23 protein-coding genes and 1 pseudogene are annotated in these 26,502 nt (G+C 58.8%); 10 read left to right on the top strand and 14 right to left on the bottom strand.

Annotated features, from left to right (window positions below; all coding sequences use genetic code 11):
- Positions 1–11 precede the first annotated feature (11 nt).
- Entirely contained in the window at positions 12–1,766 is a 1,755-nt protein-coding gene (locus tag AC13QY_RS07410; RefSeq protein WP_488493390.1) for a glucosidase family protein, read from the bottom strand.
- Between the two features lie 369 nt (positions 1,767–2,135).
- Between AC13QY_RS07410 and AC13QY_RS07405 the strand changes: the two genes are divergently transcribed.
- Entirely contained in the window at positions 2,136–3,308 is a 1,173-nt protein-coding gene (locus AC13QY_RS07405) for an ROK family transcriptional regulator (protein ID WP_488493094.1), read from the top strand.
- A 151-nt stretch (positions 3,309–3,459) separates the two neighbouring features.
- On the opposite strand, the gene AC13QY_RS07400 is transcribed toward AC13QY_RS07405, so the two are convergent.
- The 3 genes from AC13QY_RS07400 to AC13QY_RS07390 all read right to left on the bottom strand — a co-directional run bounded on the left by AC13QY_RS07400 (position 3,460) and on the right by AC13QY_RS07390 (position 4,826).
- On the bottom strand, positions 3,460–3,603 hold the full coding sequence (locus AC13QY_RS07400; protein WP_488493093.1) for a hypothetical protein: 144 nt from the start codon (positions 3,601–3,603) through the stop codon (positions 3,460–3,462).
- Between the two features lie 100 nt (positions 3,604–3,703).
- A complete protein-coding gene (locus tag AC13QY_RS07395) occupies positions 3,704–4,276 on the bottom strand; it encodes a flavodoxin family protein (protein WP_488493092.1) in 573 nt (190 codons plus the stop codon).
- A 187-nt stretch (positions 4,277–4,463) separates the two neighbouring features.
- Complete coding sequence (locus AC13QY_RS07390) at positions 4,464–4,826, bottom strand: DoxX family protein (protein ID WP_113331161.1); 363 nt, start codon at positions 4,824–4,826, stop codon at positions 4,464–4,466.
- A 141-nt stretch (positions 4,827–4,967) separates the two neighbouring features.
- On the opposite strand from AC13QY_RS07390, the gene AC13QY_RS07385 reads away from it, so the two are divergent.
- Entirely contained in the window at positions 4,968–5,540 is a 573-nt protein-coding gene (locus tag AC13QY_RS07385) for a TetR/AcrR family transcriptional regulator (protein WP_113353566.1), read from the top strand.
- Between the two features lie 138 nt (positions 5,541–5,678).
- Here the strand turns inward: AC13QY_RS07385 and AC13QY_RS07380 are convergent, their stop codons facing one another.
- Both AC13QY_RS07380 and AC13QY_RS07375 read right to left on the bottom strand, forming a co-directional pair.
- On the bottom strand, positions 5,679–7,070 hold the full coding sequence (locus AC13QY_RS07380; protein ID WP_488493091.1) for an aldehyde dehydrogenase family protein: 1,392 nt from the start codon (positions 7,068–7,070) through the stop codon (positions 5,679–5,681).
- A complete protein-coding gene (locus AC13QY_RS07375) occupies positions 7,060–8,718 on the bottom strand; it encodes an acetolactate synthase large subunit (protein ID WP_488493090.1) in 1,659 nt (552 codons plus the stop codon). The genes AC13QY_RS07380 and AC13QY_RS07375 overlap by 11 nt, the downstream gene beginning before the upstream one ends.
- A gap of 340 nt (positions 8,719–9,058) precedes the next feature.
- Between AC13QY_RS07375 and AC13QY_RS07370 the strand changes: the two genes are divergently transcribed.
- Positions 9,059–9,262, top strand: a complete 204-nt coding sequence (locus tag AC13QY_RS07370; RefSeq protein ID WP_047631453.1) for a cold-shock protein — start codon at positions 9,059–9,061, stop codon at positions 9,260–9,262.
- 58 nt (positions 9,263–9,320) lie between these two features.
- Here the strand turns inward: AC13QY_RS07370 and AC13QY_RS07365 are convergent, their stop codons facing one another.
- Both AC13QY_RS07365 and AC13QY_RS07360 read right to left on the bottom strand, forming a co-directional pair.
- Positions 9,321–9,587 carry a WGR domain-containing protein gene (locus tag AC13QY_RS07365; RefSeq protein ID WP_488493389.1) on the bottom strand — a complete coding sequence of 89 codons (267 nt, stop codon included), beginning with the start codon at positions 9,585–9,587 and terminating at the stop codon, positions 9,321–9,323.
- Between the two features lie 177 nt (positions 9,588–9,764).
- Positions 9,765–10,475: an SDR family NAD(P)-dependent oxidoreductase gene (locus AC13QY_RS07360; protein ID WP_488493089.1), complete on the bottom strand. Its 711-nt coding sequence runs from the start codon at positions 10,473–10,475 to the stop codon at positions 9,765–9,767.
- A 130-nt stretch (positions 10,476–10,605) separates the two neighbouring features.
- Between AC13QY_RS07360 and AC13QY_RS07355 the strand changes: the two genes are divergently transcribed.
- Together AC13QY_RS07355 and AC13QY_RS07350 are read left to right on the top strand one after the other, a co-directional pair.
- The gene (locus AC13QY_RS07355; RefSeq protein ID WP_113395200.1) at positions 10,606–11,529 is read left to right on the top strand and encodes a LysR family transcriptional regulator; all 924 of its coding nucleotides are present in this window, start codon (positions 10,606–10,608) and stop codon (positions 11,527–11,529) included.
- A 142-nt stretch (positions 11,530–11,671) separates the two neighbouring features.
- On the top strand, positions 11,672–12,322 hold the full coding sequence (locus AC13QY_RS07350; protein ID WP_488493088.1) for a glutathione S-transferase family protein: 651 nt from the start codon (positions 11,672–11,674) through the stop codon (positions 12,320–12,322).
- 15 nt (positions 12,323–12,337) lie between these two features.
- Here AC13QY_RS07350 and AC13QY_RS07345 read toward each other — a convergent pair whose 3' ends face one another.
- Complete coding sequence (locus AC13QY_RS07345; protein ID WP_162748838.1) at positions 12,338–12,931, bottom strand: TetR/AcrR family transcriptional regulator; 594 nt, start codon at positions 12,929–12,931, stop codon at positions 12,338–12,340.
- 135 nt (positions 12,932–13,066) lie between these two features.
- Here AC13QY_RS07345 and AC13QY_RS07340 point away from each other — a divergent pair, with 135 nt between their 5' ends.
- Complete coding sequence (locus AC13QY_RS07340; protein ID WP_488493087.1) at positions 13,067–14,302, top strand: MFS transporter; 1,236 nt, start codon at positions 13,067–13,069, stop codon at positions 14,300–14,302.
- A 65-nt stretch (positions 14,303–14,367) separates the two neighbouring features.
- Here the strand turns inward: AC13QY_RS07340 and AC13QY_RS07335 are convergent, their stop codons facing one another.
- Together AC13QY_RS07335 and AC13QY_RS07330 are read right to left on the bottom strand one after the other, a co-directional pair.
- Positions 14,368–15,009, bottom strand: a complete 642-nt coding sequence (locus tag AC13QY_RS07335; protein ID WP_488493086.1) for a Pr6Pr family membrane protein — start codon at positions 15,007–15,009, stop codon at positions 14,368–14,370.
- Positions 15,010–15,311: 302 nt separating this feature from the next.
- Complete coding sequence (locus AC13QY_RS07330) at positions 15,312–16,616, bottom strand: Nramp family divalent metal transporter (protein ID WP_113353287.1); 1,305 nt, start codon at positions 16,614–16,616, stop codon at positions 15,312–15,314.
- Between the two features lie 212 nt (positions 16,617–16,828).
- Here AC13QY_RS07330 and AC13QY_RS07325 point away from each other — a divergent pair.
- A pseudogene (locus tag AC13QY_RS07325) lies at positions 16,829–17,057 on the top strand (metal ABC transporter solute-binding protein, Zn/Mn family); the annotation flags it as partial.
- An 11-nt stretch (positions 17,058–17,068) separates the two neighbouring features.
- Here the strand turns inward: AC13QY_RS07325 and AC13QY_RS07320 are convergent.
- The 3 genes from AC13QY_RS07320 to AC13QY_RS07310 form a co-directional block, all read right to left on the bottom strand.
- On the bottom strand, positions 17,069–17,509 hold the full coding sequence (locus AC13QY_RS07320; RefSeq protein ID WP_145321404.1) for a Fur family transcriptional regulator: 441 nt from the start codon (positions 17,507–17,509) through the stop codon (positions 17,069–17,071).
- A 240-nt stretch (positions 17,510–17,749) separates the two neighbouring features.
- Entirely contained in the window at positions 17,750–19,378 is a 1,629-nt protein-coding gene (locus tag AC13QY_RS07315; protein WP_113353288.1) for a thiamine pyrophosphate-binding protein, read from the bottom strand.
- Positions 19,379–19,665: 287 nt separating this feature from the next.
- Positions 19,666–19,998 carry a hypothetical protein gene (locus AC13QY_RS07310; RefSeq protein WP_229002209.1) on the bottom strand — a complete coding sequence of 111 codons (333 nt, stop codon included), beginning with the start codon at positions 19,996–19,998 and terminating at the stop codon, positions 19,666–19,668.
- Between the two features lie 343 nt (positions 19,999–20,341).
- Here AC13QY_RS07310 and AC13QY_RS07305 point away from each other — a divergent pair, with 343 nt between their 5' ends.
- From AC13QY_RS07305 to AC13QY_RS07295, 3 genes are all read left to right on the top strand, one after another.
- Positions 20,342–21,814, top strand: a complete 1,473-nt coding sequence (locus AC13QY_RS07305; RefSeq protein WP_488493085.1) for a nucleobase:cation symporter-2 family protein — start codon at positions 20,342–20,344, stop codon at positions 21,812–21,814.
- Between the two features lie 654 nt (positions 21,815–22,468).
- Positions 22,469–23,518, top strand: coding sequence for a porin (locus AC13QY_RS07300; protein WP_488493084.1), 1,050 nt, complete (start codon positions 22,469–22,471; stop codon positions 23,516–23,518).
- 419 nt (positions 23,519–23,937) lie between these two features.
- Complete coding sequence (locus tag AC13QY_RS07295; protein ID WP_488493083.1) at positions 23,938–26,034, top strand: carboxy terminal-processing peptidase; 2,097 nt, start codon at positions 23,938–23,940, stop codon at positions 26,032–26,034.
- Positions 26,035–26,502 lie beyond the last annotated feature (468 nt).

Below are 26,502 nucleotides of genomic sequence, written 5' to 3'. Positions count from 1 at the left end.
CCATCCGCTCATTACCTATTCTCCGCGTTCGCAGCCTCTAGGCCATATTTAAGAACAACAGCCGCCGGCATCGCACTCCATCCCTGCAGAAGGGAACCGCGTCCGTATGGCGGCGAGAAATATTCGACCGCACCGGCCCATCCATTTGCGAGGCAGGTTTCCCACCAGCGTATAAGCGCATAACGCGCTCCACCGAGACCGTGGCGTATTCTTTCTTCCGCATAGACGCCGTCCCAATAGGGCCAATCCGATCCATTGTGATAGCGAAAGGGGAACGCGGTCTTCGATCTTACGTCACTTGCCCGCTTAAATGGTGGAAACGCGCAAAGGACGCCCCAATCCCCATAGGGCTGTTTCGTATTGTTTCGAGCCTCAAGAGCCCCTTCCATCGCCTTCAGGAGACCAATGGCGCGCGTTCGCGAAATCGCCCCATAACGGGAGAGTGTCAGACTGTCGAGCACGAGATGATCCTCGACAAATCCATCAGGAGTGACGAAATCGGCGTAACCGTTCCTGCTCGGGACAAAAAGCTTGTCCTCGATTTCGGCGCGAGCGGACAGCGCTATTTCGCTTGCCTTCCGCGCCAATGCGGGATCATGCCCGGCTCCCAGTTTAGCTACCGCATCCAGTGCACCGACGAAAAGGCCGAGATTGTAGGATACGAGACCTTCCCGATAGACATTGTCCGCCCAGTCCCTGTCGTTTCGCGGCTTCAGCGGCAATACGCTGCCAGGGCCTGCGAGGGCCAGGTATCGTTCAACGATGGCGGTGACAAGCGGCCAGTGCCGCAATGCTTCCGCCGTATCCCCGGTCGCGTCCACATAATCGACGAGAAAGAGGATGAAGAAAAGCGGGCTGTCAAAATGATCGCTCCACCAATCACCTGGACGATTGTGATGCTCCGGAGCAGCCTTGCCACGATATTTTTCGGGATTTTGTTTGGCATCAAGAACGAAGTTCTGCCAGGCGCGCGATTGCGCCGGTCCGGTCAATATCACGCCGCTTGGCGCCTCTCCATCAGGCTGAATTCCCTTGGCCAAAAGTCGAATTTCATCGCGTACTGCATCCGGCGCAAGCTTCAGCAGCATTTGCATCGTCCAGTAGCCATCGCGATAATAGGTGCGCGCGGGCGCGCTATAGGCCTGACCCGCGGCTAAGCCGGCGAACACACCGTTCTCGTCCAGTCGAATGCTGGAAAGCGCGGCATGCGTGCCTTGAACCACCATGCTGCGCATCACGGGATCGGCATCGGGCGCGACGTCGCACCGGGCGACATAATTCGCCGCTTCTGCCAAGATAGCGTCGCTGGCAAGGCTCAATGCGGCTTCAGCCTCCTCTTCCGAGGCCCCGGCCGCGACGCGGATATCTCCGTCGTCAACCTCGACGATCATCACACCCCAGCCACTCACGACGATACGGCGATTATCGCGTTTGATGATCTTGGTTCGCTGACTGTCCTCGTCGATCTCATGCCACCAGGCACCCCGACGAGCCGAATGGATTCCTTCCAGGCGGGCATTGCGGATCACAAGGATGGGCTTTGACTGGGCGACGAAGATGCCACCTGCTTCGGCGGTGACCCTGTTTGGACCGTAAACGTAAGGTCCGGCAAGTCTGGAAAAACGTATTCGCCCAAGACGGCCACTTCCCCAAAGGGCGAGATCAAGATACCCGTCGGGATGCGCGTCCGCCTGCAGTCGAGGCGCCATGATCGGCAGAATGACCGGGTGCTTGGTTGTGATTTCGCCTTGGGATGTGGGGGTCATCATGGCAAATCCAGCACCTTTCAACGCGCGGTGTCGGAGATGGGATCAAGCGTGAGATCCAGGTTGCAATATCCAGTACACTCGCCGGAATGGAGCGCCACGAAGTCCTCGACGAATGCGGGATTACACATCCTTTGACCTCGCTTTCATTACCCCTCCGCAACTTGCTCAGCCATTGGGCAAGTCTACAAATTGGGCGCTTAATTTGTCAATGACATGGACAAATTAAATGGTTTTGCTTAGCCAACTCACGGAGATTCACTTGAATTTTGCGATATTCCAGCCGAAGCTAGCGCAGCCACAGCGCGAGGTTGGATGAATTAGGAAAAGGTCCCGAACTAATTAGAGGCAGAACGCGAGCCAGCACTGATGCCAAATGCGACCCAGACACCGATAGCGCGAAAAATTTCAACAAATTCCGTCATTCGGACCATACTTGCCAAAGGCCCTATTTCCCGCGCGGATATCGCCAAGCAAACGGGCTTGTCCAAGCAAACGATTTCCGACGTCGTTCGCAATCTCGAAAATAATGGTTGGTTGAAGCCGACTGGATACACCGATGGGCGCCTGGGGCGAACCGCAATAACCTACGAGCTCGATGCAAGTGCCGGTTTCGCTGCATCGATCGATCTAGGCGGAACCAAAATCGCGGCCGTCATCTGCGATCTGGTTGGAAATATCGTCGCTGAAACCAAGGTGCCGACAAGCTCGCGCGGCGGGGTTCATCTCGTTGATCAATTCCACGCCATTATACAGGACCTCGCCGGGGGCGCCGACATCGCTCTCTCGAAATTGCGCGTCATAGTGCTGGCGACACCAGGCGTGCTTGATCCGGCCACGGGACATATCAATGTCGCCCCGAACATCCCGGGAGTCGAAACGATTGACTTGCGCCGGCTCCTGAGCGACCGGATGGCAATCCCCGTCGTCATTGAAAACGACGTCAACCTTGCTGCACAAGGAGAGCGATGGCGAGGGCACGGCTCCACATCGGATAATTTTGCCTTCGTGGCCGTAGGCACTGGTATCGGCATGGGCATTATTGCAAATGGTAGCCTCATGCGTGGCGCACGCGGTGCCGCCGGGGAGATCGCCTATCTGCCTCTCGGCGGAGAGCCGTTTGATCCGGGCGGCTTTACTCTAGGGACTCTTGAAAGCGCCGTGGGCAGTGCGGCGATGGTGCGGCGCTATTGCGGATATGGTGGGCAGAGCGACGCAACCGTAGCGGATCTTTTTTCGGCTCTGGTGGCTGGCGAGCCGGCCGCTGTTGCGGTCATTGAGGAAACTTCGCGATCGATTGCGCTTGCCATTGCCGCGATCGGTGTGACCCTCGATCCGGAACTGGTGATCATGGGCGGCAGTATCGGCGCGCGCCCCGAACTTGTTGAAGCCATTCGCAGGTATCTGCCACGTTGTACGCCTTACCCACCTCGCATCGAGATTAGTCAGCTTGGCAATCGGGCGGCTCTGGTCGGCGGCATCGGCATCGCAGTCGAGCACATGCACCAGGAGCTGTTCGGTGTTGATTTACAAGATTCATGAGATGGGCATCGTATCGCGCAAGCGAATTGCTTGGAGACAAATTCAACAGGCAGAGTTTAAAGATAGCAGGCTGCCGGACAACTGGCCTCAAGGAGTATATGAACAATCGGGAATGCGCGGCAGATGCTCGACTTGCGTGAATGGAATGCGATCATTCCACAAGCAATTCGTCTGGAGCGATGACCTTGCCGACGGCGAAGTAACCACGATGCCCTCCGTCCGTCGGCGCATGAGCGAGAGTGCGATCCAGTAAACCGATTGCGGCCGCGATCTGCTCCTCGACGTCGCGCAGCAAATCGCGGGCTTCTCAGTGCAATTCCCTTCTCTTCCTGGGCCTGGCGCCCATCAGAGTATCCGCTCCAGAGCTGTTCAAATCTCGAGAGTTGGCGCCGATATCAGGCTGCCGCTGTTAACCGCTGCGCAACTCGTGCCACCCGCTCTCCGTAGATGCGGGCGGTTTCGAGATCGCCGCTCGACATTTCACTTGGGGCTGCGTCGGCATCGGACTGCGACATGGGCGCGATATATGATCCCATCCTGTTCGCATCGTCTCGTTTCGACGCCTTCACATTTGCCGGTTTCATTCCCAGGCTGACCCAAAGACCGCCGTGCTGTCCCGCCAGAAGCACGAAGTATTCGAGGGTATTGAGCTTGTCGCCGTTCAAACTGGCGCTGTTGGTGAAACCTCCGAATACCTTGTCCCGCCATTTGTTGGCAAACCAGGCCTTCGAGGACGTATCGGCAAACTTCTTAAACTGCCAGCTCGGGCCGCCCATGTAGGTTGGCGACCCGAAAATGATGGCGTCCGCGGCATCCAACGCGGCCCATCCCTCATCTGAAAGATTGCCATCAGCGTCAATGGCGTAAAGCACGCCTCCTGCCCCTTCCGCGACGGCCTGAGCCATCCGTTGGGTGTGACCGTAACCGGAGTGATAGACGACGACTGTATTGGCTTTGCGATGTGACATGATGGTCTGGCCTCCTTGGGGCCGTTGCTTTACGCAGTCCGAAGGCGATTTCGCTCCGTACGGCGCTTTCCTTCGGAAGAGTTGATGGCGGGAGTTCGGGTGACGTCCAGTGTCTGGCGACGGATGGTTTTATCCAGCCAGCTACGCGGAGGTTCTCGGGATGATGAACTCATCTGCTGTGAGATGCTCAAACATGACCGCTGACGCCGGCCAGTACCAGCAACAACAGGAACACCACAGGCGGTGGGAGTTCTCTATAGTTCCGGATGCGGACAATGGCCGCAATTGCAGCGAGCATGATGCAGGCGCCCAATGCCACTCCGATGTATCGGATACCGGCTGTTACCAACAACACCGCCGTCAAGAGCTCAAGCGCGGCCGTAACCCAGCACCACCAGGATGGAAATCCGAGCTGTACAAAGCCCGCGCGGATTTTTTGGTGGCCACTCATGTTGACGATGGCGCCAGTGAGAAACGCCCCTGCGGAGAGCCAGACCAGAACGGTATCGAGCACGGTCGCGCCCGTGAAAATTTGAACTGGAAGATTCATCGATATTCTCTTCTCTGCCGATCCGTACCGGCGAAAACTTTTATAGCGCCATCACATATTCTAGCGACGCTAGTTTGTCAATCGACATTCTTTTTGATAGCTTCGCCGGCAGAGAAATCGCGAATGAAGACGGGAGCCAACGTGGGCATCAGCGAACGCAAGATCCGGGAAAAGGACGAACGACGCCGCAGGATCGTTGCTGCCGCAAGGACGATCGCGGAACGCGACGGCTGGGCTTCGGTCACGATCCGGCGTCTTGCCGACGAGATAGAATACAGCCAGCCCGTTCTCTATTCGCATTTCCAAAATCGCGACGAAATCGTCGGCGCGGTCGCGCTTGAGGGCTTTAGTGAGTTGGCGGCAATACTGCGTGCCGCGATCCGGCCATCGTCCACGCCCGGAGAATTGGTGGAAAGTGTCGCGACCGCCTATCTCGATTTCGCCTTCGCCCGGCCTGCAATGTATGAGGCGATGTTTATCCTTCCGACCGGTCTCCGCTTCGCCAAATCCGACACGCCAGCACAGCTCCGTGAAGGTTTTGGTGCCATGGCGACCGTGATCACGCCATTCTTCAAGGATGGGGATACCGCTACCGAGACTTTCTGGGCGGCGCTCCACGGATTGGCGGAACTCGAGCGCCACGGCAGAATAAGACCCGCTTTTCGGTCTCACCGTATCACCCTCATCACGCAGATGATATCGGGTCGGATCTAAGAGATTCTGCCTTTAGGATTGTCGCAGGGCTTCAATGACAGCGCTGAAGGCAGGCGAATTCCGTTTCCGACTGAAATAATTGCCCGGCCGCAAAGATCGCGCGGGGGAAGTCCGAGGATCAGGCTTGCCGAGGCTCGCCTAGCTGACGCCGTTGAACACCACCATCTTGTCGTCGGCCATCTCCTCCATCGTCCAGGGAATACCCCCGACACCATATCCCGACTGCCTGCGCCCGGCAAAAGGCATCCAGTCGGTTCGAAACGCCGTGTGGTCGTTGACGAGCACCGCGGATGCGTCGAGATGCCTTGCCGCCTTGAGCGCGACGGCTATATCGGTGGAAAAGACGCTCGCCTGGAATGCGTAGGGCAGCGAGTTGGCTGTACGGATCGCCTCGTCGATGTCGCTATAGCCATAGACACAGGTCAGCGGTCCGAACACCTCGAGCCGCGACACCTTGGTGTCCGCCGGCGGATCGAGCAGGACGGAGGGCAGAAGCGTCGTCTCGGACAGCCGCCCTCCCCCGAATTGCCTTGCTCCCGCATCGGTCGCTTCCTTGATCCAACTTGCGACACGTTCCGTCTCGCGCGGCAGGATCAGCGGCCCGACCTCCGTCTCCTTCAACGTAGGATCGCCGACACGCAGGCTTGCGACCTTGGCGGCAAGGGCGTCGGTGAAGTTGGCTAGGATATCATCGTGCACGAAGAGGCGCTGCACCGACACGCAGACCTGCCCCGCGTGATAGTATCCGCCTTTGACGATCGTCCCGACGATCGCGTCGATGCTGGCGCTGCGATCGACGATGACGGGGGCTGCTCCACCATGTTCCAGCGCACATCTCGTGCCTGGCGGCAGCTTGCTTTTCAAATACCAGCCGACCTTCGCCGAACCGATGAAGCTCAGGAAGGCGACGCGCTGATCCACAGCAAGGCTCTCGGCAAGCGCATTGTCCTCGGTGATGAAGGTCTGGCACCAGCGCTCGTCCAGTCCCGCCTCCCAGAACAGCTTGACGATCTCGGTGCAGGAAATCGGTGTGGTTGCCGCCGGCTTGACGATGACGGGGCAGCCAACGGCCACAGCCGGCGCAATCTGGTGGATGATGAGATTGAGGGGGTGGTTGAACGCCGATATCGCCGCCACGACGCCGATCGGCTCCTTGGTGGTGAAAGCCCATCGGTTGGTGCTGGCAGCAGTCAGGCCCATCGGGATTTCCTTGCCGCCAAAATTGCGCAGCTCGTCCGCCGCGTTGAGGAGACCATCGATCCCGCGCGTGACCTCGACGATCGCATCCGTCAGCGGCTTGCCACCTTCGCGGGCGATCATGATGGCAAAGCGTTCACGGTTCTCCGAGAGAAGCTCGGACACCCTTTTGAGGATAGCCATCCTGCGATGCGTGGGCAACCAGGCGCTACGATCGGCATAGGCTTTCGCGGCGACATCGAGCTTATGCTCGAGAACAGCGGCATCATCGGCCGGTATTTCGGCAATGAGCGCGCGATCGAATGCCTGATAGACCTTCAGCTTAGGCGTCATCTTGATCCTCCAGAATGGCGGGAAGCCGTTCGCGCAATTCCTTCACCAGCACACGTTCGTTTTCCGAATAATCGACCGGGACGTTGACGAGATGAACACCACCGCCGGAAAAAGCATCTTCGAGCGCATGCTTGAACTGGCTGATGTCGTCGACCCTCGTTCCCTTGGCGCCATAAGATTGCGCATATCTAACGAAATCTGGGTTGCCGAACGTCATTCCGAAGTCCGGAAATTCGTCCACCGCCTGCTTCCAGCGGATCATGCCATAGGCGTCATCCTCGATGACGAGGATGACAAGGTTCAGTTTCAGCCGGACGGCCGTCTCAATCTCCTGCGAGTTCATCATGAAGCCGCCATCCCCGCAGACTGCCATGACACGCCGCTCGGGATAGAGCATCGAGGCGACCATGGCCGAAGGGAGCCCGGCACCCATTGTTGCGAGGGCGTTGTCGAGCAGCAGCGTGTTCGCCATGCGCGTCCGGTAGTTCCGGGCGAACCAGATCTTGTACATGCCGTTGTCGAGCGCGAGGATGCCGTCATGCGGCATGACTTCCCGGATGTCATGGACCAGCCGCTGCGGCGTGAACCGATCTTCCGTCGCCCGATCCGCGATACGCTCGAGGATCCGTTCCCTAAGATGAAGAAGGGCCTGTGCGTTCGGCAGTTTACCCTCAAGGCGATCCGCCAGCGCCTTCAACGATGGGCCAATGTCGCCGATGACCTCCGACTGAGGAAAGTAGACCTGCTCGACGGTCGCTGGCTGATATCCGACATGGACGACATTCGGACCACCCTTGCCCATGATGAAGGGCGGCTTCTCGATCGTGTCATGGCCGATGGTGATAATGAGATCGGCCTGCTCGATCGCCTCGTGAACATAGTCCCGCTCCGACAGTGCGGCCGTGCCCATGTAGAGCTCGGTTCCGCCCGGGACCGTTCCCTTACCCATCTGGGTCGTGAAGAACGGGATGCCGGTGCGGATGACGAACTGCGCGATATCAGAGGTCGACCGGGGACGCGAAGCGGCCGCCCCGAGCATGAGCAGCGGGCGTTTTGCCGCGGTGATGAGGGTGGCCGCGCGATCGAGGGCCGCGTCACTTGCGATCGGCAGCTCCAGTTGATGCGGAGCGACGAGAGCGACCGGCGCGCATTCCTCGGCGGCGATGTCCTCCGGAAGCTCGAGATGGACCGGTCCCGGCCGCTCCTCCTGTGCGATCCGGAATGCCTCCCTGACCATCGTCGGGATCATCTGCGGCGAAACGATCTGCCGGGCAAGCTTGGTGAGCGGCTTCATCGACGCCACCACGTCTACCACCTGGAACCGGGCCTGCCGGGACGAAAGTATCCCTTTCTGGCCGGTGATCATCACCATTGGCATGGCGCCGAGCAACGCGTATGCCGCGCCCGTCGAAAGGTTCAAGGCGCCTGGCCCCAGCGTCGTCAGGCAGACACCCGGCTTGCCGGTCAGGCGACCATAGGTCGCGGCCATGAACGCGGCGGCCTGCTCATGCCGGGTCAGCACCAGCTGAATGGACGATTTGCGGATCGACTCGACAACATCGAGATTTTCTTCGCCTGGAATACCGAAGATACGGTCGACACCCTCGTTTTCGAGTGCGGCCACCAGGAGATCGGAGCCTTTGGTCATGGATGGAGCTCGTGCTTGTTGGCAGATCGATTGATTGATGCTTCCAAGACTGGAAGATGGACCGCAAGAATAGATCCTTTTGCAGGCTAGTCCATCAGAGTTCTATCAGATTCCAGTTACCGCGGCTGACCGGAGCTGCGCGCGAATGCTCGACGAAAGCAGGCAAAGCCGAGTCACGGAAGGAATGGCTATCGCTGATACAAGACTTCAAAGACGATCTGGTGCGAAAAAACACGTTTGATCACAGGACCTGACGGGCGCCATTAGCAGATGTGCTTGATCTGACAGCAGTTGCCCGCTAGGTTGCCGCCGCGATCAACTGCAAAGACATGGGGATTTCATGCCAACTGGCACGGTTAAGTTTTTCAACACCGACAAGGGCTTTGGCTTCATTACGCCGGAAAGCGGAGGACCTGACGTTTTCGTTCACGTCTCCGCCCTGCAATACGGCAATGTGCTCAGGGAGGGGCAATCCGTCTCTTACGATCTGGGTCAGGACCGGAAGACGGGCAAGTCGAAGGCGGAAAACGTCAGACCGCTCTAATCATTATGGACACGTCACTACCCGAGATCTCGGGTAGTGCACTCGGGCGCCATGGAAATCATGTGAGCGCCCTGCCTCGCAGGGGACACGGGCGATAGCCCTTTGCCCGCTTCTGCCGCGTCAGTGCGAGGAACAGTCTGACGGCATCCCTTTCATCCTCGAAATGATGCGCCATCGTCTGTCCGCTGAAGCCTATGCGGCCCCATCGTCGCGTAAGACACGTGTCGCCGAACAGGGTCGTCGATATCTCCAGTGCATAATAGCGTGCCATGTTCTTCGTGGCGTTGGTGCGCTCGATATAGAGATGATAGGGCTGAGTAAGCATGCCGGAAGAATCGTCGATCACGCGGCTGCGGTCCAACGAGTGTTTTGAATCGGTCGGCCAGCTTCGATTCATTTCCGTGATGTATTCGGCGATCCGCCGAACAATCGTCAGCCCAATCCCAGGCGCCGGCTCCAATCCAGCGGTACCTCAAGGCTGATGTGCTACGTTGACGACGGATCACCAGGGAACCGTTCGGCCGAGATAATCCAGATATTCAAGGCCTCGCTTCCCTTGCTGGCCGAGAAGTACATTCACCAGGTTCGGAATGCTTTCCTCGATCGTCAGCCGCCCGTCGGGACCGCCCAGATCGGTCTTGACCCACCCGGGAGCCATGAGCACCAATGCACGCGCATCATCCGCGTGCCGGGCGGCATAGCTGCGCATCAACGTGTTCAAGGCCGCCTTGCTGCCGCGATAGACCTCCCGCATGCCCGTGGTATTGTTGCTGACGCTCCCCTGGCCCGAGGACATGACGCCGATCAGCCCCGTCGGCGAAACGAGGTCCTGCAATCCTTCCACGGTCCGCATCGGGCTTAGCGCATTCGTCACCATGACGCGCACGAACTCCTCCGTCGTCACCTCCGCGATCGTCTCGGTCGGGACATTCGTCGTTCCAGCATTGACGAACAGCATGTCGAAGACGCGGCCGTCGAGGCGCGCGCGCAGCGAGGCGAGCTGTTCCGGCTCGTTGATGTCGAGCGTTTCGATGGTGACGCGGCCATCGGAACGGTCCGCCAGATCGTGCAGTTTCGTCCTCGCCGTCGATGCCCGCACCGTGCCGACGACGGACCAGCCCTTCTTGAAGAATTCTTCGGCCATGGCATGGCCGAGACCGCGTGATGCACCGATGATCAGGATGCTGCCGGCGGACGATGATGATGACGGCATGGGCACGCCTCCTTTGTTTGCTGCGAGCCCAATATGAAAGCCCGATCCGGATTTCTCCAGACGCACAGGATGCAAAGAATAGTTGCGTCGGACGCTAGGCATGGCGATCGATCTGGTCTACCCAAATGCCATGGAAGACATAGATCTCAATCTTCTCATCGCCCTTGACGTCCTGCTTGCCGAGGGGAGTGTGACGGAAGCGGCAAAGCGTCTTGGCTTGAGCCCTTCCGCCATGAGCCGTACGCTGTCGCGGCTGCGCGCCGTGACGGGGGATCCGTTGCTTGTCAGGGCAGGCAGATCCCTCGTGCCAACACGTTTTGCCGAGACCCTTCGGGATCGCGTTCATGCCGTCACACTGGATGCGCGCGCCATTCTTCGGCCTGCGGCCGGCGAACTCGACGTTACCACATTGGAGACCACATTTTCGATCCGCGTGAGCGAAGCCTTTCTTGAGCTTTTGTCTGCGCCCCTTGTCGCGGCCATCACTGAGGCCGCGCCCCGCGTTCGCATCCGCTTCGTGCTCAAGCGCGACAAGGAGCCGCACATGTTGCGGGAAGGATTGATCGATCTGGAAATCGGCGTCTTAGGCGTGCCTGCGCCCGAGCTGCGCACGCGGCTTCTGCTTCGCGATCGGCTGGTTGGAGTGGCGCGGGAAGGTCATCCTCTGCTGACGGGCGGGCCGGTAACGGCAAAGCGCTATGCGGCCTGCCGTCACCTCGCCGCGTCCAGAAAGGGAGAATTTGCCGAAACGGTCGATGAGGCCTTGGAAAGGAAAGGTCTGAAACGGGAAATCCGCGTCGTGGTGCCTGGTTTTCCGGATGCGATGAGAATTGCAGCTTCGACGGATTTCATCGCGGCTGTCCCCCTCTCCTGCCTCGGCAAGAGCAAGCTGAACGAGCCGGTGGGCGAGTTTGGTATTCGAAGCTTTGAATTGCCGTTCGAAACGCCGGAAATACTCGTAGCCGCGATATGGCATCCGCGCGTCGACGCCGACCCCGCTCATAAATGGCTGCGCAATCTCATCACGCGCGTCTGCCGCGCGGCTTACCCATGAACTGATCAGCAGGCAGTCGAACTGCGAAATGAGATGCACTGGCACGCATCGTTCCCGGCTCTGAAAACCATCTCGAGAATGGAGTGTCGGATTCTCGCTCAGCCGATCGTCTTTAAGGCAGACAAAGCCACGGAGAGCAGCAATGACGATAACAATCACGGCCTTTGAAAAATCGCCGGATCGCGGCAGAGGCCTGGCGCGCGACATGCGCGTTCGCTGGGCGCTCGAAGAAGTCGGACAGCCTTATGAGGTGCGCCTCCTCTCCTTCAAGGCGATGAAGGAGCCTGCACATCTCGCCCTTCATCCCTTCGGGCAGATCCCGACCTATGAAGAGGACGACCTTGCCTTGTTCGAATCGGGGTCGATCGTGTTCCATATCGCGGAGCGTCATGCCGGGCTGCTGCCGGACGACGCCAAGGCGCGGGCACGGGCGATCACATGGATGTTTGCTGCGCTCTCCACGGTGGAGCCGCCGATCATCGATCGCGCAATCGCAAGAATCCAGGAGCGCGATCAGATTTGGTACCAGCAGCGCCTGTCCATGATCGATGAGCGCATCCACCAGCGGCTGAACGAACTTTCCGATCGCCTCGGCAGCGCCGACTGGCTCGAGGATGCATTCAGTGCCGGCGATCTTTTGATGATATCGGTCCTGCTCAGGCTGAAGGACTCGGGGCTGTTGCAGGAATATCCGAACCTCTCCGCCTATGTCGCCCGCGGCGAGGCCCGGCCGGCATACAAGCGGGCCTTCGAGGCTCAACTGGCAGTCTTCACCGCCGCATCGGCCGACTAAGCGAACTAAGACCGATCAACCGTTGTCGACCCGCAAGCCCTCAAGGAAAGTCCGGAATGCGCCCACCGCCCGTTTCGAGGTCGTCTCGGGATCGTCCGAATTGGCGATCCACTGCGCGGCACAGCTGCTTGCAGCATTGATGAGGCGAGCACCGGCTTCCACGTCGATATCAACGATGATGCCCTCCTCGCGAAGGCAACGAAGGCTTTCCCTGATCGTGGCGATACAACCGTTGGCGCTCGGCCATCCGGAGGGCTCGCCGAGCACGGCAGGCCCGTCACGAAACATGATGCGCTGGATTTCCGGCTCCAGCGCCATCTCGACATAACCGACATTCTCGTCGACGAATGCCTGCCAGCGCGACGGCGCTTTCGACGCGATCTGACAGAGCCTTGTGGTCATTTCCGCATCGATCTCGCTGACGACGGCCTGCAGCAGCCCCTTCTTGTCGCCGAAATGATGATAAAGTGCGCCCCGCGTCAGTCCGGCGTCCGCTGTAAAGTCGTCCATCGATGCATCGGCATAGCCGACGCTACCGAATGCCTTACGGCCGGCAGCCAACAGCTTGGCTCGCGTCTCCGCGATCATTTCACTGCGAGGTTTGCGCATTGCGTCTCCGTCGGTCACCAGCATTAATTTGCATACGCCGCGTATATTAGTTGACATACGCCGCGTATGCAATTACTTCACTCACATACGCCGCGTATGTTTGCGGCCATTTCGTTCAATACAGGGAATGTTCCGATGTCCAATCCGTACAGAGCGATTTTCCGCGCACCGGGCGCCAGGAGCTTTTCGGCCGCGGCCTTCTTTGCCCGTCTTCCGCTTGCCATGGCTCCCATCGGCATCGTCGCCATGCTGTCTCAGACGCGCGGTGAATATTGGCTGGCCGGCGCCGTTTCGGCGACCTTCGCCCTGACCAATGCGTTTGTCTCGCCGCAGATATCGCGCCTCGTCGACCGGCTCGGTCAGCGTGCGGTCGTTACGCCCGCCACCATACTCTCGGTCATCGCCTTCATCATTCTCATTATCGCCGCAAACCAAGTCTGGCCGGCCTGGACACTGTTTACCTCGGCCTTCTTCGCGGCAATCATGCCGAGCATACCGGCAATGGTACGCGCCCGCTGGACGGAGATCTTCCGGGACCGGCCCGAATTGAATACAGCCTTCGCCTTCGAATCCGCCGCCGACGAACTCGTCTACATCATGGGTGCATCTCTTTCCGTCGGACTAGCGGTCTCGCTGTTCCCGGAAGCCGGCATGGTCGTCAGCACCATCTTCCTCGCGCTTGGATCGGCAGCCTTCCTGGCGCAGCGATCGACGGAGCCGAAGGTGCGCGCGGCTGGCTCGGCAGGCTCGCAACGTTCGGCGATCCGGCTGCGGCCGGTCCAGATCATCACGCTCGCCCTGATCTTTGTCGGCGCCACCTTCGCCACGGCGGAAGTGAGTGCCGTTGCCATCACCAAGCAACTCGGAGAGCCGGGTGCCGCCAGCATCGTCATCGGCGTCTATGCGCTCGGCTCCTTCATCGTCGGTCTCATCATCGGAGCGCTGAACCTCAAGATGCCATTGCAGCGCCAGTTGCTGGTGGCCGTCAGCGTTCTCGCCCTTACCTCCCTGCCGCTTCTGGCTGCCAGCACCTCGGTCGCTCTGCTTGCCTTTGCCGTCTTCCTTAGCGGCATTGCCATTTCCCCCACCTTCATCACCGCCTTCGGATTGATCGAACGCCGCGTGCCCGAAGCCATGCTGACCGAAGGCGTGACCTGGGTGATGACCGGCATCGGTATCGGCATGGCACTCGGTGCCTTCGTCTCCGGCTGGGTGGTGGACAGCTTCGGGCCTGCAAACGGCTTCTGGGTTTCGGTCGCCGCGAGCATCGCAACCGTCGCGGTCGTGGCGCTCGGCCAAGCAAGCCTTTCCGGCACGCGTGCTTCCAGCCCGGCGGCCGTTACGCAACTGCCGGAATGGGCGGACCACTAAGCTCAAACAAGAGCCGCGCGGCGGCGAATTGGTCAGTGACGAATTCGCCTTCGCAACAATATTGCCTATGCGCGCCGAAAGGTCCGTTGCCTGGCACCGACCCAGTCGAGAAAAGTCAGCACTCCTCCCAAAGCCAGCAGGGCCGATGCCAGGGACCCCATGTTCAGAAGGACCGCTTCAAGGCCGATATCGCGGACATCCAGGAACGGGTATGGGTAGAAGTGAGAGACATATCCATGCGCAAGCGTATAAGCGGAGTATGCCGCGGGAAAAGCCAACCACCAGAGCACATCGCGCCAGGAAAGCCTGCCGCGCTCACTCAGAAAAATCCAATCCGCGGCGTACAGCAGCGGAACGCAATAATGGAGTATCTGGTCTCCGAGCAATTGCCACCCGCGAGGGTGCCAAACGTCCCTTAGCATCAAAGCGTAAACGATGCCGGCGATCCCCACGTAAAGAAGAAGGGCGCTTCGTACTGACGGCTTGTTCGCCCATTTGCCGATCGATGAGAGCGGCGCAATTTGCGCGCAAAGCAGTGTCACAGCGAGCAGAAGATTGGATTGCATGGTGAAATAGCTGAAGAAATTCACCGTCATCGTCAGCCGTGAAACATGCACGCCCGGTGTGATGGCGATATATGAGACCGCGATACCCGATAAAGCGAGCAGGGCAAGCAGATAACGATAGACGCGGATCAAGCCCGCCATGAAGTCCTCCCCGCTGAATTGACGCCGGAGTGGGGTCAGGAAGAATGCAGCATCGCATCGTTCGACTTCATCGAAACCCTATATCTCATTGATGACAGACCAGCCTCGAAATCCCCAGCAACTCCATCGAATTCTGCGGCAAGATCGACTGTATTGAAGACATCTACCGCCTCGCAGAAGAATACGCGATTGCGGCAAATCAAAAGCAGGCGTCGAACGGCCAACCATCGGCCTGCCGCCCTTCCCTCCGAACGCGCGATATTTTTCGGGCCGGCTTTCTCTGGGGATCAGGCGCGGCGGTCTCAGGCGAGCCCAGGGATCGGAATGCCGAAAGTCTGCAGAAGCAGGATCACGTTCAGGCACAGGATCACGATCGTTCCGACGATCGCGGCGATATCGGTCATCCGGCCGTTTGCGAAATCCCCCATGATGGCGCGATTACGCGTGAACATGACAAGCGCGATCATCGGAACTGGCAGCGCGAAGGACAAGACGACCTGGCTATAGAGCAAGGCATCGGTCGTATTGACGCCGAAGAGAACGACCGCGAAGGCCGGCAGCATCGTCACCAGACGCCTCACCCAGATCGGAATATGGAAGCCGACGAAGCCCTGCATGATCATCTGACCAGCCATGGTGCCGACAGCCGACGACGAAATGCCCGAGGCCATCAGGGACACAAGGAAGACGGCGGCCGCCGCGCCACCCAGAAGCGGCGTCAGCATGTGATAGGCTGTCTCGATCTCGGCGACCTCGGGATGGCCGGCATGGAAGGCGGCCGACGCCATGACCACCATGGCGATATTGACGGCACCGGCCACCGCCAGTGCGATGATGCACTCCCAATTCGAAAAACGAACCAGCTTGCGCCGCTCGAAATCATTGCGGGCCGGCGCACGATGCTGTGTGAGGCCGGAATGCAGATAGACGGCATGCGGCATGACCGTTGCGCCGATAATGCCGACAGAGATGGTCAACGCAGTCATGTCAGGCATGGATGGCGTCACGAGCCCCAAGCCGACCTGCCCCCAGGCCACCGGCGCGATGAACATTTCGATGACGTAGCAAAGGCCGATGACGGCCACCAACGCGCCGATGATGAGTTCCATCGGCCGGAAGCCGCGGCCCTCGAACAACAGGACGCCGTAGGTGACGATGGCGGTCACCGCCATCCCGGCCAAAAGCGGCATCTGGAAGAGCAGCGACAGCCCGATGGCGCCCCCGAGGAACTCGGCAAGATCGGTCGCCATGGCGGCAACCTCGCTGACAATCCACATCGCGATGCGAACCGGCGTCGAAAACCGATCGTGGCATATCTCGGCGAGATTGCGGCCGGTGACGATGCCGAGCTTGGCCGACAGCGCCTGGAACAGCATGGCGATCAGATTCGCCATCAGCACCACCCATAGCAGCGAATAACCATAGCTGGAGCCTGCCTGGATATTCGTCGCGAAGTTGCCGGGATCCATGTAGGCGATGGAGGCGATCATGGCGGGGCCGGCAAAGAGCAGCATCGCGCGGACGCCTCGCCGCCGTCCAGCCAGCACCTCTCGGATCTGCTCATCCGTCCGTTCCGACAATGTCGGTTGCCTCACTATTTCAGTCATCGCATTTCTCCAGCCTTGGGGAGTCGGCATAGATTTCTTAATTGCAACTCATTCTTAATTGCAAGATATGGGAAATCGAGCGAGCGTCAACCATTTATGCAAATCAGTATCAATTGCAAAAAGAACGGGACCACCTGCTAGATGTAATTAGGTCTCAATATCAATCTGGAGGTAGTATGCTCGACAGCGTGGAATAGTCTGTCCTGGCGGAAATGGCGGGCGCATTTGCCGCCGCCCTGGCGGCGGTCCCAAGCACTGCTGAAGAAAATTCAAAGCGGTTACGGCCTTCAGGATCATCGCCGACATGGCAAGGAACGTTGCAAGTGATGACGCGACCGTTGAATCCATCGCCAAATCGGGCGCGCAGATCACGAATACAAGCCGACGCCGGGAGATATTCAGCGGGCACCAGGGGCAAAGCTCATTTTCTCGAACGACCTGTGGCCGCCGGATTATCCGATGTTTTTGCGGCCGCGCGCTCTTTTCAAGGGTCTGACATAGATCTCGAGCTTGTGCCCGACGATCTCGAAACCATGCTTGCGCGCAATCTCTTCCTGAAGGCGCTCGATTTCATCGGACCGGAATTCGGTGATCGTGCCGGTCTCCATATTGATCAGATGGTCGTGATGCTCCTGATCTGCACTTTCGAAACGCGCCGGACCGTTTCCGAAGGAATGACGCTCGAGAATGCCGTTTTCCTCAAGGATGCTCAGCGTCCGGTAAACGGTGGCGATCGCGATGCCGGGATCGATCGCCGTGACGCGGCGATGAATTTCCAGCGCATCCGGATGATCCGACGCCTCGGACAGAACCTTGGCTATTGCCTGCCTCGGAGCCGTCAAGCGCAGCCCCTTCTCCTTGCAGAGCCCGGCAATATCTTTCTTTTCATTCATGGATCAGAACCCAAATACATCGGCGCATCGCAATTATCGTGTTTCTGCGGCGATATTCCACGCCAAGCCCCAGCGCAACCTCTTCTGCTTTACAGTCATCGACACCGCATCGCAACGATCCGGCGGAGACGCCTCGGTAAGCGCATCAGCGCACAGACGGCAGCCCACCACGGGATCACCGGCTGATCCTCACCTTGCCCCTTGAAGGCGATTTACCTCTCGCGACTACGGAAAAGATCGTCAGATGCGCATTCGCGGCACGTCGTTGGGATCGAGGCGCAGCTCGATCAGCACCGGGCGGCTACGATTCCTGATGGCGTCCAGAGCCCCTTCAAGCTCATGAGCCGAGCTGACCGCAACCCCGTGTCCGCCGAGCGCAGTCGCGACCTCGGCAAAGGAAGGCCAGTTGAACTGGGTTAGCCCCGGATCCATGCTGCGATCACGAAACTGGATATGTTCGGCCCCATAGGCGGAATCATTGCAGACGATGACGATCAGGTCCTGCCCGAGGCGCACGGCGGTATTGAACTCGTTGACGCCGCTCATCATGAAACCGCCATCGCCAGTGAAAAGCACCACCGGGCGATCCGGCGCGGCGACGCTTGCGCCAATCGCTTCCTGCAATCCCAGGCCGATCGAGCCGAAATTTGCGGTCACGACAAAACTCCGCGGGTCGCTGACGGAAATCCGGCACCAGACCTCGGTCATGAAACGCCCGCCGTCGGTCACAAGCACTCGGTTCTTCGGCAGGGCCTTTTCCAGCTCTTCGAGCGCCCAGATGTAGTTCACATATCCCGCGCTCGTCTTGCCGCGCTGATCGCGTGGATGGGTGGTCAGCGATGGAACATCCAGTTCTTGCGTGAAGCCGCTCGGCGGAATTTCAGCCGCATCCAGCCAATGGACGAAATTGTCTGCCGTCAGGCCTGAATCGGCCACCAAGGCCGCATCCGGATGAATGTTCTTGCCGATCGCGCGCGCATCCATGTCAATCTGGACGACGCGCTTACCCTTCAGGAGCTTGCCCCTGTCAGTGGTGAAATCATGCAATCCCGCTCCGAAGCAGATCAGGCAATCCGTCCTGGCGATCAGGTCATAGGCGGCAGGGGTGCTGAGCGTGCCGAAAATGTCCATATTATAGGGATGGCCACCGAAGAGCCCCTTTGCTTTCAAGGTCGTCGCAAGCGGAGCCTCCAGCCGGTCCGCCAGGCGGATAAGCTGATCGCGCGCAGCGCAAGCCCCGCCGCCCGCGAGGATGAGCGGACGCTTTGCAGAGGCAATTATGCCAATGGCCCTGTCCAACCCATCTCCTTCAGGCACATATCCGGGGGCATCGAAGACTTCGAACACGGCCCGCATGTGGGCCTGCTCGCACCACATGAAATCGGCCGGCATGTTCAAGACGATCGGGCGCCGCTCGACTCTCGCACGATAGAAAGCGCGGGCAACGTCCCACGTTGCCGTTTCTGGCGAGCGCATTTGCTCGAAGCCGGCGCCGGTGGCCTTGACCACCTCGCGCTGATCGATGCTCTGCAGATGGTGCGGGTTGACGACCGGCGTGTCGCCCGCCAGGAGCACCATGGGGATGGAACCGCGGGCACCTTCGGTGAGAGCGGTGACGCAATTGGTCAAAGCCGGACCGTGAGTCACGCTGGCCACACCGACCTTTCCGGAGACATGGGCATAGGCGAGCGCCATAAGGACCGAGCTTCCCTCATGGGCCGCCGGCACGAAGCGGCCGCCGCATCCGCGTACATAGTGGTCGATCATGAAGAGGTTGGCATCCCCCATGAGGCCGAACATCGTGCCGGCATCGTGATCGCAAACCGCACGTGCAATCGACTGGTACACATAGATCGCATTCTCGGCCATCTTGAGTATTTTCCCTCCCGCAGCGCCTCAAATCACTGATGCTCAGAATATCAGCAAGAGCGTGCAAAAGGCGCGCAAGTTCCAGATAGAAACCCTATCGCTGCGCAAGGTAGTTTCACAAATCGAAAAAGAATGCACGATACGTGCACGAACTCATCCAGGGTTCATCGTGCCATCAAAATCCGCTATCCCCCGGAAGATGGAGGCGGTTCCAGGACGCGAGGTATTAAGGGGACCAAATGATTTTGTCCCAATTCTGCGGCCGCTGACGAGGCAGGCCAACTCTCCTATCGGGAAAGATGGAGGTTCTCGCCCGCAAGTTTCTGCTTGGTGTCATCAAGCTTATTATAACCTGCCTGTATGATATCGATATCGGCTGCATGACCGACGCCGGCCAATTTATAAAGCACATCGCCAACAGCTATATCCACGCGTGGCTTGTTCTGCGAATAGACTTTCTCGATAATCGGCTGGATTGCATCCAAGGCGCCGCCGGCAGCGAAATAGAGCTCCAGAGCTCGATATAAAAACGCATCCCGGCGATCGTTCAAATCCAGCAGGGACTCGTGGCCGACGCTCGAAGCCAACAACCTGACCGCCTTGTTTTGATACTCGCTCATTATACCCCACCCAAATCTTCTGAATGATACTCGAGCCCGAAAATGGACTATATGTTTCTGCCCATGTATTCTTTCGCGAGACTGAACCGGCCTCAATGGCCGCATCGTCACTTGTGTCGACGCGAGGGGATATAAAGTCGCTGCTCCGTGTCGGCTGCATGGAGCGTTCCCCCCTCCCAATTCCACCAGCGAAAGATCGCGGTCCGCCAACCAGACCAGCGCGGGCATGGCCTTCTGGTAAGGTGTTTCGCATTTTTCTATAAAGTCATCGGACGGCGCACACCGTAACGTGCAACGCTCGTTTGGAGGAAACGAGGAACGCAAAGGTATGGAGGAGATTACCTTGGCAATAGCAGCAGAGGAAAATACCGCACGTCTGGCCCCCGAAGATGAAAAACTCAGCCTTGGCGCCAATCTGGCCTATGGCCTTCAACATGTTCTGACCATGTATGGCGGCATCGTTGCCGTTCCGCTGATCATCGGCCAGGCATCGGGCCTGACACCTCTCGACGTGGGTCTGCTCGTGACCGCATCGCTGTTTGCCGGCGGTCTCGCGACCATCCTGCAGACGATCGGAATACCGTTCTTCGGCAGCCGTCTCCCTCTTGTGCAGGGCGTATCCTTTTCTGGCGTCGCGACGATGATTGCCATTACCGGACATGGGGGCATCCAGGCCGTTCTCGGCGCAGTCATTGCGGCATCGTTCATCGGGCTCCTCATCACGCCCGTCTTTTCACGCATCACCCGCTTCTTTCCGCCGATCGTCACCGGCATCGTGATTACGACCATCGGGTTGACGCTGATGCCGGTCGCGGCGGGCTGGGCGATGGGCGGCAACCGGAGCGCGCCGGATTTCGGCAGCCAGGCCAATATTCTCCTTGCGGCGGTAACGCTCGTGATCGTGCTGCTGCTCAGCAAGTTGGGTAGTGCCGCCATATCAAGACTATCGATCCTGCTCGCCATCATGATCGGGACGGGGATCGCCTATGCGGCCGGCATAGCGGACTTCTCGCGGGTGACGAGCGGTCCCTTCGTCGCGCTGCCGCAGATCTTCCATTTCGGCTATCCCGTGTTCGATACCGCGGCGATCATCTCGATGTGCATCGTCATCATGGTGACGCTGGTCGAAACCTCGGCGGATATCCTCGCCGTCGGCGAGATCGTCGGCACCAAGGTCGATGCGCGCCGGCTCGGCAACGGCCTACGTGCCGACATGCTTTCCAGCATCCTCGCCCCGGTCGTCGGCTCCTTCACGCAGAGCGCCTTTGCTCAGAATGTCGGCCTCGTGGCCGTGACCGGCATCAAGAGCCGATTTGTCGTGGCGACCGGCGGCCTCTTTCTCGTCGCTCTCGGTTTGCTGCCGATCGTCGGCCGCATCGTCGCCGCCGTTCCGAGTTCCGTCCTCGGAGGAGCAGGCCTGGTCCTGTTCGGGACGGTCGCGGCAAGCGGTATCCGGACACTCGCCAAGGTCGACTATGAGAACAACATGAACCTCATCATCGTGGCGACCTCGATCGGCTTCGGCATGATCCCGATTGCCTCGCCGGGCTTCTACGAACACTTTCCCGCATGGGTCATCACCATCTTCCACTCCGGCATCAGCTCGGCGGCATTGATGGCGATCGCGCTGAACCTCCTGTTCAATCACCTGACGACCGGAAACTCGGATCAGCAATCGGTTTTCGTCGCGGGAACGGAGCGCCTGATCCGCTATCAGGACATTGCCGGCCTGCATGACGGCGATTATTTCCTGAACGGCAAGCTTTACGACGCCAATGGCGCGGAAGTTCCATTGGTTCCCGCGGAAGCCCATTAAAACACAGAGGGACCTGCTTCGGCGGCTGCGAATCATTCCGCACGGCTGAATCCGCCTGCCAAACCCCGTGGACCGGCGGTCCCACAATTGCGCCGGTCTCCTAATCCAGCCATTTGGCCGGGGGACATCTGCTATTGAAGCATTGCCCGAGTCCGCGAGTGGCCTGCGCTAAGTTCGGCTCAAGGCGCGCTGCCGAGCAGCACTTCCCCTCTCCACCCGTAGATTGGCAGGTCGTAAACCACGACCTCCGATCCCTCCGCAATTCATCTAACTGACTTGAGTAAGATTGAGTCAGGATTCGCGCTATATGAACTCCTCAGTAATTATTGTATAGTTTGTATTCTTTACTTATTATTTTTGAAAAATTTTCGACTAATAACATACATTTCGTACGTTTATTAAGTATAGATTTCTAATATACTTCATATACATACTAAGGTCGCGTGATTTTATGGTGTATTTTTGCATCTTTGACGAATTTATGACGGTAATTACTTTATAACTTCGAATTATTCTATTCCGATGCATCAAAAGCCCCGCTAGCGTGCCAGCACGAAAGTCTTTCGGGCTTTCGGTAAGAGGGAACACCGAATTGATGAACGCGGCGGAAAACCTCCGGCTGCGTTCCGATCCGGCAAATCGATTGGAGAAAAAATGAATATCAAGAGCCTTCTTCTCGGCTCCGCTGCTGCTTTGGCAGCAGTATCCGGCGCTCACGCGGCTGACGCAATTGTCGCAGCCGAGCCGGAGCCGCTGGAATATGTCCGCATCTGCGACGCATACGGCGCTGGCTACTTCTTCATCCCGGGCACCGAAACCTGCCTCAAGATCGGCGGTAAGGTTCGTACCGAAGGAAAGTGGTACGACGCCTACAGCCCAGACACTCACTATGGCACTCTCTGGCACACCCGCGCTGAACTGCAGCTGCAGACGGCAACCGACACCGAATACGGCCCGCTGAAGACCAACACTGAACTGCGTTGGGACTGGAATGACGGCGGCGCTACGGCTACCAACCTGCTGCACGCCAGCATCAGCCTCGGCGGTTTCACCATCGGTAAGGAAGATTCTCAGTTCAACGTCTTCACCGGCTACGCCGGCGACGTCATCAACGACGACGTGATCGGCGATGGCCCGTACGAACTGAACCAGATCACCTACAACTACGACGCCGGCAACGGCTTCACGGCTGTGATCTCGGTTGAAGACAGCAACTCCGGTTCGGGCGCCACGGGTGCAAACGGCGAAGACAGCCACAACCACTACGCCCCGGACGTCGTCGCCGGTGTTGGCTACAAGGCTGGCGCATGGGGCTTTAAGGTCGTCGGCGGTTACGACTCGATCGTCGAAGAAGGCGCCATCAAGGCTCGTGTTGACGCTGACTTCGGCGTATTCGACGCCTTCTTGATGGGTGGCTGGAACACCGATGGCGACAAGCTCAACAAGTACGCCAATGGCGATTCGATCGGCCAGAGCTGGGGCGATTGGGCTGTCTGGGGCGGCGTCGGCGTTCCGGTCAACGAAAAGCTGAAGTGGAACCTCCAGCTGGCCTATACCGACAACAAGACCTTCTCGGCGACCACGAACGTCAAGTGGAAGCCGGTCAAGAACCTGCTCATCGAGCCGGAAGTCACCTACACCAACTGGGATTCGATCAACGAAGACCAGTGGGCTGGCGTTCTCCGCTTCGAGCGTAGCTTCTAATCTGATCTGAACTAGACCTCCGATCAGAGACGGAAGAAGACCTGGTTTCCCTCCAGGTCTTCTTCTATTTTATTGCAGCTGTATTTGGGCGGTCATTCCAGGCCGCATGGCCGGCAAGCCCCAATCGCGCGATCGGATGGGGCGTCGGTCATCAATGGGCTGATCCGACGATGAATCCGCCGGGCCTACCGCGCCGACGCCACCGAACGGCTCGCGTGGCGCCTCTGACATTTGAAGGTTGGCTTCGGCGCCCCTGGCTTCGCTTTTGTCGATCTGCCGACGACAGTCACACTCGCTTCACGCAAATGTTTCGAGAATCTTTCCCGAAGGAAAGCATCTGTCTGGTTGCCAAAAAACCATAATTGTTCCACCTAGATTATAGATTGAACATTTAACGTTGAGAATCGGGCCAAGACTTGATGCGTACGAAATATGGTTTCCTCTGCCTGTTCCTGGCATTTGCGTCATCGGCATATGCTCTGGAAGCCGGTTCACCGCCAGTTTTGACACCGCTGCCGCAGCAGGCGCAGGCCGCGCATTTGACGGCGCAATTTCTGCAGCGCTTCCACTATAAGCCGGTCCCACTGGACGACGTCCTCTCCGCCAGGATCATGAATCGCTTCATCAAGTCCCTTGATCCGGACCGTGTCATCTTCCTGCAGAGCGATATCGACAAGTTCATGGTGGGCAGCACCAAGATCGATGACGCCATCAATCAGGAAGACTTGAATATCCCGTTTTCCATTTTCAATGTGTACGAGCAGCGCGTCGTCGACCGCATGACCTATGCGCGCAGCCTGCTCAACCAGAAGCTGGACTTTACCACCAAGGAAGACTACGCGCTCCTGCGCGACAAGGAGCCTTGGCCACAAACCGAGGCGGAAAGCAACGATCTCTGGCGCAAACGGGTCAAGAACGACTGGCTGCGCCTCAAGCTAGCCGGCAAGGATGATGCCGCCATTCGCGATACGCTCGACAAGCGCTACGAAAACTCCCTCGAGCGCGCCTATAAATACAAGAGCGACGATGTCTTTCAGACATTCATGGACGCCTATACGACGTCGGTCGACCCGCATACCGACTATTTCGGCGCGACCGCCTCGGCCGAATTCGATATTTCCATGAAGCTCTCTCTGGTCGGTATCGGCGCGGTGCTGCAGGAAAGGGATGATTACACCACGATCCGCGAACTGGTCGCAGGCGGCCCGGCGCAACTCTCCGGCAAGCTCGCGGTCGGCGATCGCATCATCGGCGTCGGTCAAGGCGAAAACGGTCCGATCAAGGAAGTCGTCGGCACGCGACTCGATGAAATCGTGCAGATGATACGCGGCGCCAAGGGGTCAGTCGTACGCCTTGATATTTTGCCCGCCGATGCCGGGCCGGATGGCAAGCATCACGTCATCAGTCTCGTCCGTGACAAGATCAGCCTCGACAAGCAGGCTGCCAAGCAGACGATCCTGTCGGTAAAGGATGGTAATACGACGCGCAGGATCGGCGTGATCACTCTACCGGCTTTCTATGAGGATTTCGAAGCCCGGCGCAAGGGCGACAAGGACTACCGCAGCGCCAGCCGCGACGTCGCCCAGCTTCTCGGCGAGTTGAAGCAGGAAAAGGTCGACGGCGTCCTGATCGACCTGCGCAACAATGGCGGCGGCTCGCTGGCCGAAGCGATCGACCTGACAGGCCTGTTCGTCGGCAAGGGTCCGGTCGTCCAGCAGCGCGATGCAGGCGGCGAGGTGGAGGTCGAGAGCGATGATCTTGCCGCTCCGGCCTGGACCGGCCCGGTCGGCGTGCTGATCAATCGCGGCTCGGCATCGGCCTCCGAGATTTTCGCGGCGGCGATCCAGGATTACGGTCGCGGCGTGATCATCGGTGAACCGAGCTTCGGCAAGGGCACGGTGCAGACCGTGGTCAATCTCGATCAGGTGGCCCACAATCAGAAACCGAAATTCGGCGAGCTGAAACTGACGGTCGCTCAATTCTTCCGCGTCAACGGCGGTACGACGCAGTTGCGCGGCGTGACGCCGGATATCAGCCTGCCGGGACTTGCCGACCTCAAGACCTTCGGCGAATCCAGCTACGACAACGCGCTGCCTTGGACACAGGTAAAGCCGGCGAATTACAAGCCCTGGGGTGACATCCAGGCGCTGCTACCGCAGCTGCAAGGTCGCCATGACGCGCGCGTGAAGGATGATCCGGAATACCAGCGCTTCGTGGAAGACGTCACCACGCTGAAGGAGCAGCGCGACAAGAAGGTCATCTCTCTCAACGAAGCCGAACGCCGCAACGAGTTGACCGCCCAGGCAAACCGCATCAAGGCGCGCGGACAGTCCAATGACGGCATCGATACCGGCGAGGATGATGGCCTGCAGGCCAACGAGCGCAGCTTGAGCGCCGATATTGCCATCGAAAAGGCCCGCAAGAACGCAAAGGATATACTGCAGAACGAGGCTGCCTCCATCGTTGCCGACGAGGCGGACCTGCAGGCCGGCACGTCGAGGGCCGCGGCAAAATAGTCGCGAAACTACATCGTGTTGCTCACGGCCGAGGAATCGACGTCGCCGCTGTGACGTCGACCACCACCTCGCGGCTGTGGGTGCATAAGACTAACAGCTAAAGCAAAATGCCAAAAAGTGTGGATGACTTTTGGGCACATCCTCTCTATCTATTTGATTTTAAAGTGAATTCTTATTTAGGGTTGGACAGACCTGAATTCATCTGCCTCTGGGACCTCAGCTACGTTTCAGCTACCCGTTGTAAGCTATGTGCGTGCGATACTTGCGCCCCCAACAAAGTTTCGCACGAGGCGCCGATAAGGCTCTCTGCTCTGCCTCATGCCCATGAGGCAGAGCTTTCCCGCCTTGACCACGCTCAACGAGTTTCGGCTACGCCATTGAAGGCCTGGGAAACTCTCGCGGCGATCCTCATCCAATTCATTTTGTCCCACGCCACCTCATGTCTCTCGGAACAGCGGCAGCTGCCTC

It is taken from the genome of Martinezella sp. CNPSo 3795 (genome assembly GCF_057784475.1).
Note: the sequence above shows the minus strand (reverse complement) of the source record. Positions and strands in the feature narration are given on the sequence as shown.